The following is a 16,194-nucleotide window of genomic DNA, read 5'->3' as shown; positions in this document are numbered from 1 at the left end:
AAGATTCAGACTCTGATGTGCGTAGCAGCGCGGCAGATGCCTTAGGCCAAATTGGTGACGATCGGGCAATTCCGGGATTACTTAAACTCGTGGAAGATTCAGACTCTTCTGTGCGTAGGAGCGCGGCAGTTGCCTTAGGCAATATCGGTAACGATCGGGCGATCCCGGGATTACTTAAACTCGTGGAAGATTCAGACTCTGATGTGCGTAGTAACGCGGCAGATGCCTTAGGCAAAATCCGTGACGTTCAGGCGATTCCGGGATTACTTAAACTCGTTGAAAATTCATACTTTAATGTGCGTAGTAGCGCGGCAGACACCTTAGGCAAAATCCGTGACGTTCAGGCGATTTCGGGATTACTTAAACTCATGGAAGATTCCGACTATTCTATGCGTAGGATGGCAGCATATGCCTTAGGCAATATCGGTGACATTCAGGCGATTCCGGGATTACTTAAACTCGTTGAAGATTCAGACTCTTATGTGCGTAGTAGCGCGGCAGATGCCTTAGGCAATATCGGTGACATTCAGGCGATTCCGGGATTACTTAAACTCGTTGAAGATTCAGACTCTTATGTGCGTAGTAGCGCGGCAGATGCCTTAGGCAAAATCGCTAAGCAGCACGCAGACAAAGTCGCCCCCCATCTCCCCCACCTCCTTACCTTAATCCCCTCCGAATCGGGCAAAGAATTTCACCGCCTCATCCTCGCCATCCAAGCCGCCTGCAAATACTACAAATACGAGATTCGTCAGTTGCCCCTAGCACCACACCCAGCCAAACCATCCCAGCCAACCGAGCTCCTTGTTAAAATTGACCAAACCACCCAGCAAATCCACAAAACAACAAAACAAATGGCTGACCAACCCACCCAAGACTTCTCCCATGCAACCTTCCAGGCCCTCGTCAACTTCGGCACCAACCACGGGTACCAAGCCCACCACCTCCACATCGCCGCCCAGCAATCCTCCCCTGAAGCTGCACTCAATGCAGTAGTGCAAATCATCCAGGCATTAGAAAAAAAATATACTAATGTGCAAGACGAGCAACAAGCACGCATTATTATTGATGCAGAATTTAAGGAAATCAAAGAGCAAAAACCCATCGAGTGGCAAAACCTAATCAGCGTCAAACGGCTTTACAACGGTGGCAAAAATGCAGCGGTGAAAGTTGGCGAACACTTCGCCGAATCAAGCCCCTGGGTAAAAGGATTTGTTGGCTTCCTCGAAGGCATATCCGAAGACGTGAACTAGCCATAGGAATTACGCACGGGAGGTCAGAAACCGGGTTTTTACCAAAATACTTCGTTGTTACCCAGAGATTAAGTAAAAAACCCGGTTTCTTTGGCGGAGTGCGTAAGTCTTGCCAAAAGTTTGATACAAAAGTAAGCGCTATCCCAACCCGAGGCTAACAGCATGATTCAAAATCCCGCATACTATCAGATGGTGCTAGACACCTTTTGCACCGCCCTAGAGGATGCCCGCCCCGCTGTCAGGGCGAAAGCAGCAGAAGCACTGGGAAAAATAGGAGATGTCGCGATCGCCCCCATATTAGTTAAAGCCTTGAAAGACACCTCGCCAGAAGTCCGTTCCAGCGTCATCCAAGCCCTCGGACAACTGATACTAAATGAGGCTTAAATACTCCTTTCATTTCTTAGTCCCCTCTGCTCGGACTTCCTTTGTGTAGACGCGATTTCAAGCTCCGAGTAATCTTATCATTTCATACATTCAACCATCTGCTGTTCCAGCTTAGCCAACAATGTATCAACATCTGTTGCCGCTTCCTCAAAACAAACAGGAGGTTCAGGCTTAGGTTCAAAAAGAATCAACTTAATTTGACCTTCACCGATCGCCAAAATCGCCACTTCCTTCTCAGGCTTGTGAGCGTTCAACACACCTACAACTTCCTGAATATGACTTCTCACTTGACGGTTCAACTCCTCAACCGCCTCTTTCTTACAATACACAAAACGCGCAGTTTCTGCAATATCAATTGCCAAAATCTCCTCGCTTTCCTCTCCCCTTTCCAGGAATAGCCCCCAAGCCAAAGCAGCCAATTCATTTTGATTAGCTTTCACAAATTTATCTAATTTCCGACTCCAGCTATTTTCGTTGGGTTTGGACTCAGGGCTATCAAATAGAAACATTTTCTCTTCTTGTTTGTATAAACTAATATTTTACAGTCAGCAGTCAGCAGTCAGTGGACACTTGGCAGTTGGCAGTTGTCATTAGTTAGGATTCAAATTACCAACTATAGCAAATGATTATACTCGTTACCAGGCAGAGCCTGGAAGTTACTCGTTACCAGGCTCTGCCTGGTAACGCATATCCGGAGGCTCTGCCTCCATTGTTGCAGCCGAGGCAGAGCCTCTGGACATCGGTTCCCAGGCAGAGCCAGGGAACCAGTTAAACCAGTTATTGAAACTGATGCGAGGATTGCTATATATCATGTCTGGTTGATTCGCGATCGGATAAATTTCGATCTCCTAGGGGCGGGTTTTACCCACAATCTACCTGTCAAACTAATTATCTCAACCCGCCCCGCCCAGATACTTATGATGCTACCAGACATGATATTACCAAATACCAAATACCAATTCCCAATTCCCAATTCCCAATTACCAATTACCAATTCCCAAAAAGCGCTGCGTTTTTATTTTATACCAGATTGCACGCGCCAGAGCGACGCATAAACTCCGTCCTGTTCCACAAGTTGTTCGTGCTGCCCCGATTCTACCACTATCCCCTCATGCATCACAAAAATGCAGTCAGCATTGCGGACAGTAGAAAGACGGTGGGCGATCGCAATTGTAGTGCGATTCTTCGTAATTCGTTCGAGCGATCGCTGAATTGCCGCCTCCGTCTCGTTATCCACCGCTGAAGTAGCTTCGTCAAGGATCAAAATCGGCGGATTCTTCAAAACAGCCCTTGCAATTGCAATTCGCTGCCGCTGTCCCCCCGACAACTTTTGACCGCGTTCCCCTACAATAGTCATGTAACCGTCCGGCAATTGCGCGATAAACTCGTGCGCTTCAGCAATTTTAGCAGCATTTACTATCTCTCGATTACTTGCCTCAAAACTGCCGTAAGCAATATTTTCTGCCACCGTACCGTGAAACAAAAACACATCTTGACTCACCAATCCGATCGCTCTCCGCAAATCTTTTAAATTCAGGTTATTTAATTCTATCCCGTCGAGATAAATATTGCCGTACTGTACCTCGTAGAGCCTCAAAATTAGTTTCACCAGCGTACTTTTCCCCGAACCAGTCGCCCCAACAATCGCAGTAGTTTTACCCGCCGGCAGAGTCAGAGAAAAATACTGCAAAATCGGTTTTCTTTGATTGTAAGAAAAGGTAACATTTTTAAATTCCAGTTCACCCTTAATCGAACTAACCGGCAGCCGAATATCACCCGTGTGAATTGCGATCGGAGTATCCAACAAATCCATCACCCGATTAGTAGAAGCCATGGCGCGCTGGTATTGATCCAGAGTATCTCCCAGGCGAGTCAGCGGCCACAACAACCGCTGGGTCATAAACACCAAAACGCTGTAAGTTCCCACAGACAATCGGCCCGCCACCACCTCCAAACCGCCCAGAAATAGCGTTGCAATAAACCCCAAGAAAATCACAACCCGAATCAGCGGAATAAAAGCAGCAGAAAGTGCGATCGCCCGTCGGTTGCTTTGGCGGTAAGCTTGGCTTTGTGTTTCGACGCGCTGAATTTCATAATCTTCGGAAGTAAAACTTTTAATAGTAGTAATTCCCATCAAATTATTCGACAGTTGCCCGTTCAGAAAACTCACCTTTTCCCGCACATCAGCATAGAGAGGAGCGAGGCGATCTTGAAAAGCGAGCGAACCCCAAATAATAAAAGGTATCGGCAGCATTGACAGCCCAGCAACAAGAGGAGATGCAGCAAAAAAAGCCGCGCCAATCACAACAACCGTTGTCATTACCTGAATTACCTCATTAGCGCCGTCGTCCAAAAAACGTTCGAGTTGATTGATATCATCATTGAGAATAGAAATCAAACCGCCCGTACTGCGTTCTTCAAAATAAGCTAATTCTAATTCTTGCAAATGGCTGTAAGCTTCCAGACGCAAATCGTGTTCGATATCCTGAGCTAAATTGCGCCACAAATAATCGTAAGCATATTCAAAAATAGATTCCAGCGTCCAAACAATTAAACTCAAAATAGTAATAATTGCCAGTTGCCAAAAAACATCTTTGATGCCCCACTGAGCCAGCATAGAATCTTGTTGTTTCACCACTACATCAACGGCAATACCGATTAATGCTGGCGGCGCTAAATCAAAGAATTTATTCAGCAGCGAACAGATACTTGCCAGCCAAGTTTTCAGGCGGTAGCGGCGGCCGTACTTCAGCAGCCGCTTCAGAGGATGGACAGGTTTTGATTGATCTGGTGACAATTGAGGATTGGGGGTAATTGGGTAATTTTTAGATTTTCACTTATTCTCACAGTTTGAGAAACGGGCAAGATGCCCGTTCCACAACTAAGAAATTGTCTTTGAGAACGGGCTTTTAGCCTGTTCCGACTCGGCAAGATGCCCGTTCCACAACTAAAAAATTGTCTTTGAGAACGGGCTTTTAGCCTGCTTTAGACACAGTTATTGAGAATGGAAAAATAGCCCCAGGCTACGCTTTAAATGTTAACACGGGCTTCATTTTAGCGACTACACCAACTATTTGCGCCTCAACTTGAGCGTCAATTACTGGTTGAATTGGCTTGTAAGCGGCCGGTGCTTCTTCGATTCTGCGTTCTTCGCGCCCGGTAATGCAATCTACGCCGGTTAATCCCAAAGCGGAGTCAGTTTTGTCAGCACCTTTGCGACTCATATCGAAGCGCGATCGCGCCCTTCCTGCACCGTGAGATGCCGATCGCAAAAATCGATCGTTTCCCAAACCAATTAGCAAATAAGACGGCGCACCCATCGAACCCGGTACAATTACAGGCTGGCCGGAATGTGCGGGACAAGCGCCTTTGCGCGTTACCCAGCCGGCACCTTCAGCTAAGGTAATATTGTGAGGCACATCGTATACTAAGGGAGCTTCGACATCGCCGAAAACTTGCCGCAAACGCAACCGCAGAAATTCTGCTAGCAGCAAACGGTTGATAAAACCGTAGTTAGCGGCTGTTGCTTCCGCTTGCAGGTAGCTGCTCACAAGTTCGGGATTTGCTGCGACAGACAGCGGAAAAAGCCCGGATTCAGGATATTTTAGGGTTTTTGGCCAGGCTTCGCAAGCTCGATCGCGCCACATTCCGCCGATGTATTTGCCGACATTCCGCGAACCGGAGTGAATCATGAAAGCGATTTGTCCCGATCGAACTCCCCAAGTATAAGCCGTAGCCTTGTCCACAACTTCCTCAACCACTTGAATTTCCACAAAGTGATTGCCGCCGCCGATGGTACCTAAGCCACCATCCCTGACTAAGCCGTCATTTGGGACTAATTCTTCGGGAGCCCATTTGACATCGCCATTCATGGAACCGCCTCCGAAAGTGCGATTGCACTCTGTCGCCAACTGCTCGAAATCCGAATTGGCCGCGCTGCCGGTTGGCTTGTCCCGCAAAGCATCCAGCCATCCGGGAATCCCGTGTTGGAACATCGCGCGAGCAGTTTTTGCAGTCATGCTGACATCGCGAGTACCGAAGAAATAATCGCCTTTGAGCAATTCTACAAATCGATCGCGCTGACTGAGGAATTGTTCGATCGACAAATCCGCAACGTGCAACCGCATCCCACAGTTGATATCGGAACCGACAGCCGCCGGAATCACCATTCCTGCTGTTTGGACGATCGACCCAATTGCCACTCCCGCATCCCCCGGATGGAAATCTGGAGTAGCGCAGGCGCGACAAACGCAACCACCTTGAGGGTGTCGAACATTCGCCAAATTTGCCAACTGTTTGAGCGCCTTTGCTTCCACAGGAAAATCCTCTGGGAGCAAAACTTCTGCTGTTGTAGCACTAGCATCCTGCCAGTATTTTTCCAGGGAACTCTTGAGAGAAATAGAGTAGACTTTGTTGCTGTAACTAACATCCAGACCTTGCCGAGACAAAGCTCGCAAAAGCCGGTTCAAGTTTTTTGGCTGCTGCATAAATAGTCTGTTGCGGGTTGCTATGCAACCCCCACAAATTGAAGAGATGTTGTAGTTAGTAAAAGACTTTGGTTCAGCAGCCGCAATCTTTTTGGAGAAAGGTTGAAAGGCAACTTTTCTACTTATATCGATCCTTGCACATAATTTTTTATATGTCAACTTCCAGCGAGTATCAGAAACCTGGTTTCTGCTTAGATACTTCGCAAACACACAAAATTTTTGTCAGAAACCCGGTTTTTTTTCCCAGCATCTCCTAAATAATTCCAGTTTTCATAGTTTACAGAAAATACCTCACCGTCGTCACCACCAGACTTTTTTTAGCCCGCAAAGCCGCCTTCAAAAAGAAAGCAGTTTGATTGTGCAGCAGTCCCTCCCACCAATTTCGCGTCACAAACGCCGGAATAATCAGCGTTAAAAACACTCCCGGCCGCCGCTCTTCAAACAAAGCCAAAAAGTGAGTTAAAGGCTCACCAACAGAACGGTAAGGCGATTCCAGAATTTCCAAAGGAATGTCAGACTGCAAATCTTGCCAAGCCGCTTGCAATTTTGCTATGTCTGTCAAACCAATATCTACGTGAACCGCCACAACCTCATCAGCAATTAAACGAGCGTAATCCAGCGCATCCAAAGTTCCCCGGTGCAACTGTCCGACTAGCACCACTGCCGGATGTTTCACCTCCTTAACTTTAGGTCTCCGAAGATAGGATTTAGGTGCGATTCCCTGAATGCTTAAGCGAGCGGCTACATAGCGATAGTGTCGGTTAATAGCTAAAAATAGACTGACTACGATCGGAATAGTTACTACCACAACCCAAGCTCCCAAAAGGAATTTGGTAGCGACAATTACAGCCAAAACTCCCGTGGTTGCCACTGCACCAATACCGTTCATCACAGCACTAGCTTGCCAACCTTTACCTCGCTCCTTAAACCAGTGAATTACCATTCCCGATTGAGACAGAGTAAAAGAAGTAAAAACTCCAACCGCATACAGCGGAATTATTGCAGTGGTATCGCCTTGGAAGATGATAATTAACAAAGCCGCGCAGAAGCTGAGCAGATTAATGCCATTAGAATAAACCAGCCGATCGCCCAACAGCGACAACTGCCTAGGCAAAAACCCGTCCCGCGCCAAAAAATAACACAGTCGCGGAAAATCCGCATAACTCGTATTCGCCGCCAACAGCAAAATTAACAGAGTTGCAATCTGCAAATAGTAATAAAATATGCCTACTCCAAAAATATCTTTTCCCAACAAAGAAAGCAGCGTTTCATTTTCTTGAGGAATCACTTGATAAATATGAGCCAAGTAACTAATTCCTAAAAACATTACCCCCAGAATTACGCCCAAATAAGTTAAAGTTAGGCGCGCATTCTTCCATTCAGGAGGTTTAAAAGCCAACACACCGTCCGATATCGCTTCAACTCCAGTCAGCGCCGTACAGCCAGCAGCAAAGGCGCGCGCGATCAGAAACAATCCCAAAGGTTCTTTAGCTGGAATATTTTCTAATGCCGGCAAAACATGACCTGTTGCCTGTTGGAATAAACCGCAGCCAATCAAGACAAAAATACCCGCGATAAACGCATAGGTGGGAACCATAAATATTTTGCCAGATTCCCGCAAGCCCCTGAGATTGGCAAACATGATTAAGACAATACAAACTAAGCATATTTCCACCGTATAGGGCAGCAGCGAGGGAACCGCTGAAGTCAAGGCTGCCACACCAGCAGAAATACTCACCGTAACTGTGAGTATGTAGTCAATCATTAGGGAAGCTGCTGCGATCAAACCCGGATAAGTACCCAAATTTTCTCGCGCTACAATGTAAGCGCCGCCGCCCTTTGGATAAGCTTTAATCGTCTGTCGGTAAGACAGCGCCACGATCGCCAGTAGTAAAACAATAATGCCCGAAATAGGTAACGACCAACTCAAACTACTGCTCCCCGCTAGTAAGAGTACCAGCAAAGTTTCTTGAGTAGCGTAGGCAACAGACGACAGTGCATCGGAAGCAAGAACAGCAAGTCCTGTAGCGTTGCTCAGACGTTCGTGAACAGATGCGCTAGTGGGCAAAGATTCACCCAGTAAAACCCGCTTGAGTCGAGAATAGGTGTACATTAAAACTCAATATAGAGGCGTCCACAAATCATAATCGAGATGGGAGCAGTTTTAAGCAATTTTTGGCTCACAAGTTATAATTATTTCTGGCTTTTTGAGTATGCTTTAGCTTATGTTCGAGAGCTTGCCAATTTTCGGATGCGATATCGTTGATAAACTCGTCAAGACTGTCGCGGTAAATAGAGAGCGATCGCAGCAATTCCTCTCGATTGTATTTCGCCACCATCACTCCCAACTCCGGGTTGCCGCCCCCTACGCGACTCGTGTCCCGAAAACCCGAACTCGCCAAATGTTGGGCTAAATTAACAATATCCCGATCGCCCTCAACAGCGCAGGCAGCAACCAGAGTCGCGCTAGCCATCAGCGGCAAATGAGAAATCCAAGCCACAGCTCGATCGTGTTCTTCCGGCTCACATCGGTAAACTTTAGCACCCAACAACCGCGCAATTTCCTCAACCTTATCCACCGCCAGCGCCGGAGTCACCGCAGTCGGAGTCACCACATAAGGCCGCCCCACAAACAAATCCCTTACCGCCGCCTCAATGCCGTTTTGTGCAGTCCCCGCCATCGGATGTCCCCCCACAAAATTCGGCCACATAGAGGACACAGCTTGTACTATGGGTGTTTTTACGGAACCGACATCGGTTAGAATAGTATCACGGGAAAGATAGGGCACCAACTCTCGGACGATCGATTCGATCGCTCCTAACGGCGTGCAAATAAAAACCAAATCGGCTCTTGCCATCAGAGACAGGTGTATGCTGGCTTCAGAGACAACACCGCTTTCTTGCGCGCGATCGCAAGTCTGCTGGCGACTCGAAACCCCAAAAACATCAAACCCGCGCGATCGCAAATCCAGAGCGATCGAGCCACCAATTAAACCAAGTCCTACAATACCGATATTCATAGCAATAAAATGGGGATAAATGATACGGTGCCGCCCCCATGACAGTCGAGGAACTCCTAAAAAAATATGCCGCCGGAGAAAGAAACTTTGCCGGAATCAACCTAACTGAGGCCAACCTCAGCGGCGTCAACTTGAGCGGAGCCAACCTCAAGGGTGCGAATCTGAGTGTAGCAAACCTCAGCGGAGCCAACCTCAGCAAAACCGACCTGACCGGTGCCAAACTCAACATCGCCAGACTCAGCGGCGCCCATCTCGGCGGTGCAAACCTCACCGACGCCGACCTCAACGTCGCTTACCTAGTGCGAGTTGACCTCAAAAGAGCCAACCTCACAGGAGCCAAACTGATCAGAGCCGAGCTAATTCGAGCCGAACTCAGCGGAGCCAACCTCAGCGGAGCCAACCTCAGCGGAGCCACCCTCACCGAAGCCACCCTGCGAGGAGCCAACCTCAGCGGAGCCAACCTCCGAGGCGCTCACCTAAGCGGCGCGTACTTGACAGAAGCCAACCTCGAACAAGCCAACCTGCAAGGTGCCGACCTCAGTCGAGCCGACCTCAGCAGCGCCGACTTGCGAGGGACGGAACTCCGACAAGCCAATCTCACTCAAGCCATACTCAGCGGAGCCGACCTCAGCGGAGTCAATTTGCGCTGGGCCATCCTCAGTGGCTGCAACCTGCGCTGGGCAGATTTGAGCGAAGCCAAATTGAGCGGAGCCGACCTCAGCAGAGCCGACCTCTGCCACGCCAACTTACTCAATGCAAGTTTAGTTCACGCCGACCTGTCAAACGCCTATCTGATCCGCGCCGACTGGATTGGAGCCGACTTAACCGGAGCCACCTTAACCGGAGCCAAACTCCACGCAGCTTCGCGGCTGGGTATCAAAACCGAAGGCATGACCTGCAAATGGGTAGATCTAAGCCCCAACGGCGACCACAGCCAAATTTATTGGTTAAATTCGGGAGGAACCAACGAATTTTTTCACGAAACCTTACCCACAGTTCGGATTGTAATTGACTCGCCCCTAGACCAAGGCGCTCATTTTGCCCTAGCTGCAACTTATTACCAAATTGCCCAACAATACCCGAGTTTAAGTCAGCCACCCACCATCGAAGTCAGCTCCAGGCGCACCGTACTCGCCTTTAAAATGGACAGCGATGATAAATTATTTGCCACCGCTTACGTTGCCATCATTCCTTTTAACGACGCCGCCACAACTCAAAAAAACCTGATAGCTTTGATGAAAATGATTCAATCCCACGACGCAGGCAAACTTAACGTTAAAGAATCCAAACACGTCCAATTATCCAGCAAAGATCTCAACCAAGCTATCAGCAAAGTAGACCAAATTAAAATTTCAAGTTCTTTTCCAAAAATTGGCGAAAGCATCAATTTTTTTCAAATTCCTACACAGATGATTTTAATTAATTCCAGCGATCAAAAAATTAGCGTATATCATCACCCAGCCTTCGGCAAGCGCCAGCTCAAAAAAAAATACGCTCCGAACAATGCAACCACCGCCAAATTAACCGAAAATACAAAATTGGGTCAAGCTAATATCAGCAGCATTTTGGATTTTATAAAAGGCTTCCACAATATAGATGTCTAAGCATATTGCATCAAGTTACAAAAAATGCTTATTCTATTTAAAGGTTGGCACAACAAAGCTTTGTTCTAGCTAACACATCAGGGAAAGTGAACAGCATGGACGCCGAAGAACTCATAGCCAAATATGCAGCAGGAGAAAGAGACTTTACTGCCATCCTCCTGTGCGAGGCAAATCTCAGCAGAATCGATCTAGCTGGGGCTAATTTCAGTGAGGCAATCTTGAGCCTAACCAACATGAGCGGCACCAATCTGTCAAACGCCAACATGAGAAAAGCCAAACTCAATGTTGCTAGACTCAGCGGTGCTAATCTCAACAAAGCCAACCTCAGTGGCGCTATTCTCAACGTAGCTAACCTGATTCGAGCCGACCTCAGCGAAGCCCAACTCGTCGAAGCTACACTGATCAGAGCCGAATTGATCAGAGCCGACCTCAGCGGTGCAAACTTGAGCGGTGCGAACCTCAGCGAAGCAGATTTGAGAGAAGCAACCCTCAGAGAAGCCAATCTAGAGCAAACTGACCTCAGCGGGGCTCACCTCAGAGGTGCTTGTTTGACAGCGGCCAACTTGGAACGGGCTAACTTGCACAGAGCCGACCTCAGCAGGGCGGACTTACGAGGAGTAAACCTCTGTAATTCAGAACTCAGACAAGCTAATCTGTCTCAAGCCAACCTCAGCGGCGCTGACTTGCGAGGCGCTAATCTGCGGTGGGCCGACCTCAGCGGGGCTAACTTGACCGGCGCTGACCTCGATGAAGCGAGATTGAGCGGGGCTAACTTGTACGGGGCAAATTTGAGCAATGTCAATCTGTTGAACTCTACTCTGGTACACGCGGATTTGACTCAAGCGAATTTGATTCACGCTGATTGGGTGGGCGCAGATTTGACCGGGGCGGCGCTGACGGGGGCAAAAATTTATGGGGTGTCGAGGTTTGATCTGAAAGCAGATGATATTACCTGCGATTGGGTTGACCTCAGTCCCAACGGCGATCGCAGCCACATCCAGCGGTTTACCTCACAAGAATCTCAACGGTTTTTTAATGCTACACCGCCGACAGTTCAAATTATTGTCGATCGACCCCTAGACCCCGATGCTAACTTTGCCCTCGCGGCTGCCTACCGCCAAATTGCTCGTCAATACTCGGGTTTGAGCCATCCTCCCAGCATAGAAGTTAACTCGAGGCGGACAATCATTTCGTTTAGAATAGAGCGGGACGAGCAATTGTTTTCCACAGCTTTCGTTGCCATTATTCCCTTTAGCGACGCGGCATTTACTCAAAAAAATCTCATTACTTTGATCAAAATGATTCAACCCCAAAATGGCAATAACCAGGGAGTCAGAGTCGCAAATCTAGTAGTCCAATTGAACGTAATGCTGACCAAAACAATCAGAAAAATAGGGGAATTAAAAATTCAGCCGATTCGCCTCGAACGCGAATTGATGTCGAGTTTTTTCCAATCGCCTACCCAAACCATACTCGCTAACTCCATCGCCGAAAGTTTGATGGTTCACTATCACCCAGACTTTGGCAGAAACTTGGCAAATTTGCCTGGAGTCACCAAAACCTCGATCAGTCCTGCAATTAAAGCCCAAAGATTCACAACCCCTCCCCTAAATACGGTGATTGAGTTTGTCAAAAGCTTTTATCAGCTCGGCGAGTAAATATAGCCGAAGGAAGGAAGAAGGAAGGAAGAAGGAAAAAGGAAGTTCGGCAACGAGCAATGTACGGGATGTAACGGATCTAAGTTCGTCGGAAGAAGGAAGAAGGAATCAAGAAAAATGTAAATGCAATTGTCGTCAATAATTTCAGCAATTAAAAATGTAATAACCTTGGGTTTGCTATATAAATTAAGTGGAAATAATTTAGATTTACGCCCCAAATAAGTTAGCCGATCGGCATTTCATTCAGGTTAAAAAATGGGAGCTGAAGAACTTCTCAAACGATTTGAACTCGTCAAAAGATACACAGAAGGCGACAGAGATTTCACAGGAATCAATCTGAATGAAGCTAATCTCAGCCGCATCAACCTCAGCCAATCAATTTTAAGGCGGGCTAGCTTATTTATCACCAACATCAGCGGCGCTAACTTGAGCGATGCTGACTTGACCGAAGCTAACCTAAATGTGGCTAGACTCAGCAGCACCAATCTCTCGCGGGCAATCTTAAACGGGGCTAATCTCAACGTAGCCAACTTAGTGAGAGCCGATTTAACTGCGGCTCAATTAATCGGAGCATCGCTGATTAGAGGCGAATTAGTCCGCTGCCAACTCAGCCAAACTAACTTCAGTCGTGCTAATCTGACGGAAGCCGATTTAAGAGAGGTAAAACTGATAGAAGCTAACCTGTGCGGTGCTAATCTTTCCGGTGCAAATCTCAGAGGTGCTTCGGCTTCATCGGCTAACTTTCAAGGAGCTAACTTGCACGGTGCGGATTTGACAAAAGCAGAACTTAATGGCGTGAATTTAATCGATGCGGATCTGAGACAAGCTTGTTTGCAGGGGGTGAATCTCAGCGGTGCCAATTTGAGCGGAGCTAACCTCAAATGGGCCGATTTGAGCGGAGCCAACCTTAACGGCGCAGATCTGATCGATACTAAATTCAACGGAGCTAACCTCAACGGAGCGGATTTAAGAAATACTAATTTAGCCAATGCTCATTTGGTTCACGCAGATTTGACAGAAACTAATTTGATTAACGCAGATTGGGTGGGGGCAGATTTGACGGGGGCAATTTTAACTGGGGCTAAACTCTATTCGGTTCCCAGATTTGGCATCATCGCCGATAATATTAGTTGCGAGTGGGTTGATATCAGCTCTGCTGGCGATCGATCTGCGATTCAACAATTTAATTCGCCGTCTGAAGCGAGAAAATTTTTAAATCATACGCCGGGATTAGTGCGAATTGTGGTTGATGCAGTTTTAGATTACTCAGCAAACATCACTTTAGCAACAGCGTATAGTGAAATAGCTCGGCATTACCGGGCAATGAGCTTTCCTCCGAATATTGAAGTAGGCTACCGCCGGACAAATATAACTTTTAGATTTGAGAGCGACGAACATTTATTGCCAGTCGCTTTTTTAGCAATTTTACCTTTTAATGATGCTTTAGAAACTCAGAAAAATATTGTGGCTGTTAGCAAAAATATCGCAAGTCAAAATTTGAATAAAAACCGAATTGTGCAGTTGTATAAAGGATTGAATGCAGCGATAGATAATTTAAGTGAAGCGAAGGAAATGCTGCAAATAACACTAAATTTAGCTCGGGAGACTAAGTTTTTTCAATCGCCTACCCAAACTATTTTAATTAGTTCTGGGCAGGAAAGTTTGACCGTGCAGTCTCACCCGAATTTTGGTGGGCGAGGTGGAAAAAATCAGGAGAATAAATTCAGTGTGCCCGATCGTCAAAAAGTAGTTGATTTTCTGGCAAGTTTTGATTATGTTGATTGAGCAATATCAACTGTGACATCGATTGATTGAGGTAGAAGTCCACAACTCGCTGCTCCACTTCTTGCGATCGCACTCCGAGCCGCACTGGCCCCACCATTTAACGATGGCGCGTCTCGTGGCGCGGGCTTTGCGCTTGGGGCGCAGCGCTCTAATTCAAACGGGGCTGCCCGCAGGAGCTTACCGACAGCGGTATCGAGTCAGTTATTTGATGCCGGTTTTGATGTGGCCCGATCCGGTGATTTTAGTTGCGCCGACACCGCTGCTGGAACATTTGCAGCGGGTGGAAATTCCTCGCTTGCAAGAGTGGCTGCAAACAGAGAAGCCGATCGAGATTTATTCCCATAATGCCGATTTCCAAGGGCTGACGCTCATAGATCCGCAGTCTTGGCTGGCGGATAGCTTGGCGGAAAATTCGGAACTTCGCGGCAATATTCCGACAATTATCGACGGTGTGGATGATTTGGAAGTTTGGACGCGCCAGCAGTTGACTGCGGGTTTGCAACCTCCTGACTGGAATGATTTAATGCAATCTGAGCCAATGCTGGCGGATGAAATCCTCCAAGTGCGGGTACTGCTAACGCGGGCTGTGTTTCTGCATCCAGCTAAGCCTGACGAGTGCTATTTGCTGGAAACTGCAGAGCAAAATATTTTGGAGGGGCTGCTAGGAAGGATCGAGCTTAACGGGCTGATTCCGGCTGCTTGGAGCAATTTTTGGCATTGCTGGCAAACTAACGGCCAACTGCGGTGGGCGCAAATTCATCGATCGAGCGGGTCATTTTCTCTCTACTGCGCGCCGGTGCAGGTGGCGGAGGTTTTGGGCAAAATTTGGTCTGCGGTGCCTGTGGTGTTGATTGGCTGTGCGGTGGATGTGGAACCGAAGGCTCCGATCTTCCGGCAAATGATGGGATTGCCAGAGTTGACGAGTGTGAAGTTTTCGCCCGATCGACAAAACGAATTAATTCAACTGTACATTCCCAACTGGCTGCCGCTGCCGAATACGCCGGAATTTCAGGGTGTTTTAATTCAAGAAATTCGGACTTTGCTGTTGATGAGTGTGTCGGTGGCGGGTTTAACTGTGCTGATTGTTGGTGATGTACCGCTGAGGGCTCGGCTGGCGGCGATTTTGGCTTCTGAGTTCGGTTCTCGGGTGCAGGTAGAAAAAACTGATGTGGGGGAGAATGGGATTTTGGTGAGTGGGTGGGAGTTTTGGCGGGAACATCAGGGGGAGTTGAGCGCGCCTCACTTGCTGGCGATCGCCACTTTGCCACTACCTACCTTGGAGAATCCTTTGGTGGCGGCGCGTGTGGCTTATTATAAGGAGCGGCGTCTAGATTGGTTTCGGTTGTATTTGCTGCCGGCGGCGCTGAATGAGTTGCAACGGGCGATCGCGCCGGTGCGAGAACGTCAGGGGGTTGTGGCGATTTTTGACAGCAGGGTGATTCACCGCAGTTACGGGCAGCAGGTTTTAGCGGCGCTGAGTCCGTTTGCGAGGATTAATTATTTGGATACGACTTGGCTGACGCAGGCCTGAGATGACCTGTTGGCGTATAATTTGGTTGGTTATACAATTGAAATCTGATTTAGCAGACAAAAATTATGGGTGAAGCTAAGCGTCGTAAAGAGTCGATCGGCGACGAATTCGGTAAAGAAGAGCGCATCGTTTCGTGGCTGCCAATCACGAAAACCCAAAGCGAAGATTTTGTGAGGTGGACATCTCGCGGAAGCTGGATCGGGATTAGTCTGTTGGTGGGTTGGTGGATTGTGGTGCGGTTCGTCGGCCCTGCGGCGGGTTGGTGGCAGGTTGATTGATGCCAGACTCGACAAATGCCTGTGTTGTGGGCATTGTGTCGAGTTTAACTGGGAAACAAGCGGCTGAATTTTTTGGAAAAATTTAGTTGCACATTTGGACTTGGTATGGTATCGTAATTATCTACGGGCGATTGGCACAGTGGTAGCGCGCTACCTTCACACGGTAGATGTCACAGGTTCAAATCCTGTATCGCCCA

General features: G+C 47.8%; 12 protein-coding genes and 1 tRNA gene. 8 read left to right on the top strand and 5 right to left on the bottom strand.

What is annotated here, in order from left to right:
* Positions 1-1,250 (top strand): HEAT repeat domain-containing protein (locus QT998_RS11980; protein ID WP_333218013.1); only part of this gene is annotated, 1,250 nt, incomplete at its 5' end.
* A gap of 162 nt (positions 1,251-1,412) precedes the next feature.
* Entirely contained in the window at positions 1,413-1,634 is a 222-nt protein-coding gene (locus QT998_RS11975; protein ID WP_333116942.1) for a HEAT repeat domain-containing protein, read from the top strand.
* Positions 1,635-1,711: 77 nt separating this feature from the next.
* On the opposite strand, the gene ccmS is transcribed toward QT998_RS11975, so the two are convergent.
* The 5 genes from ccmS to QT998_RS11950 form a co-directional block, all read right to left on the bottom strand.
* Positions 1,712-2,143, bottom strand: coding sequence for a beta-carboxysome assembly chaperone CcmS (gene ccmS / locus QT998_RS11970; RefSeq protein ID WP_242717791.1), 432 nt, complete (start codon positions 2,141-2,143; stop codon positions 1,712-1,714).
* A gap of 506 nt (positions 2,144-2,649) precedes the next feature.
* The gene (locus QT998_RS11965) at positions 2,650-4,449 is read right to left on the bottom strand and encodes an ABC transporter ATP-binding protein (protein ID WP_442921965.1); all 1,800 of its coding nucleotides are present in this window, start codon (positions 4,447-4,449) and stop codon (positions 2,650-2,652) included.
* Between the two features lie 208 nt (positions 4,450-4,657).
* Positions 4,658-6,121, bottom strand: coding sequence for an RtcB family protein (locus tag QT998_RS11960; RefSeq protein ID WP_333116950.1), 1,464 nt, complete (start codon positions 6,119-6,121; stop codon positions 4,658-4,660).
* 277 nt (positions 6,122-6,398) lie between these two features.
* Positions 6,399-8,234 carry an APC family permease gene (locus QT998_RS11955; RefSeq protein ID WP_333091514.1) on the bottom strand — a complete coding sequence of 612 codons (1,836 nt, stop codon included), beginning with the start codon at positions 8,232-8,234 and terminating at the stop codon, positions 6,399-6,401.
* A 67-nt stretch (positions 8,235-8,301) separates the two neighbouring features.
* Positions 8,302-9,165 carry a prephenate/arogenate dehydrogenase gene (locus QT998_RS11950; protein ID WP_333116989.1) on the bottom strand — a complete coding sequence of 288 codons (864 nt, stop codon included), beginning with the start codon at positions 9,163-9,165 and terminating at the stop codon, positions 8,302-8,304.
* A gap of 14 nt (positions 9,166-9,179) precedes the next feature.
* Between QT998_RS11950 and QT998_RS11945 the strand changes: the two genes are divergently transcribed.
* From QT998_RS11945 to QT998_RS11920, 6 genes are all read left to right on the top strand, one after another.
* On the top strand, positions 9,180-10,745 hold the full coding sequence (locus tag QT998_RS11945; protein WP_333091512.1) for a pentapeptide repeat-containing protein: 1,566 nt from the start codon (positions 9,180-9,182) through the stop codon (positions 10,743-10,745).
* Positions 10,746-10,840: 95 nt separating this feature from the next.
* The gene (locus QT998_RS11940) at positions 10,841-12,403 is read left to right on the top strand and encodes a pentapeptide repeat-containing protein (RefSeq protein WP_333091511.1); all 1,563 of its coding nucleotides are present in this window, start codon (positions 10,841-10,843) and stop codon (positions 12,401-12,403) included.
* 255 nt (positions 12,404-12,658) lie between these two features.
* Positions 12,659-14,188 (top strand): pentapeptide repeat-containing protein, encoded by a 1,530-nt coding sequence (locus tag QT998_RS11935; RefSeq protein WP_333091508.1) that lies wholly within the window; start codon positions 12,659-12,661, stop codon positions 14,186-14,188.
* A gap of 22 nt (positions 14,189-14,210) precedes the next feature.
* Complete coding sequence (locus QT998_RS11930; protein ID WP_333116956.1) at positions 14,211-15,719, top strand: helicase C-terminal domain-containing protein; 1,509 nt, start codon at positions 14,211-14,213, stop codon at positions 15,717-15,719.
* Positions 15,720-15,784: 65 nt separating this feature from the next.
* Positions 15,785-15,997 carry a DUF2839 domain-containing protein gene (locus QT998_RS11925; protein WP_333116958.1) on the top strand — a complete coding sequence of 71 codons (213 nt, stop codon included), beginning with the start codon at positions 15,785-15,787 and terminating at the stop codon, positions 15,995-15,997.
* A gap of 125 nt (positions 15,998-16,122) precedes the next feature.
* A tRNA-Val gene (locus tag QT998_RS11920) sits at positions 16,123-16,194 on the top strand.

Origin of the sequence: Microcoleus sp. S1D4 (assembly GCF_036700765.1) — a bacterium.
Lineage (GTDB): Bacteria > Cyanobacteriota > Cyanobacteriia > Cyanobacteriales > Microcoleaceae > Microcoleus.
Note: the sequence above shows the minus strand (reverse complement) of the source record. Positions and strands in the feature narration are given on the sequence as shown.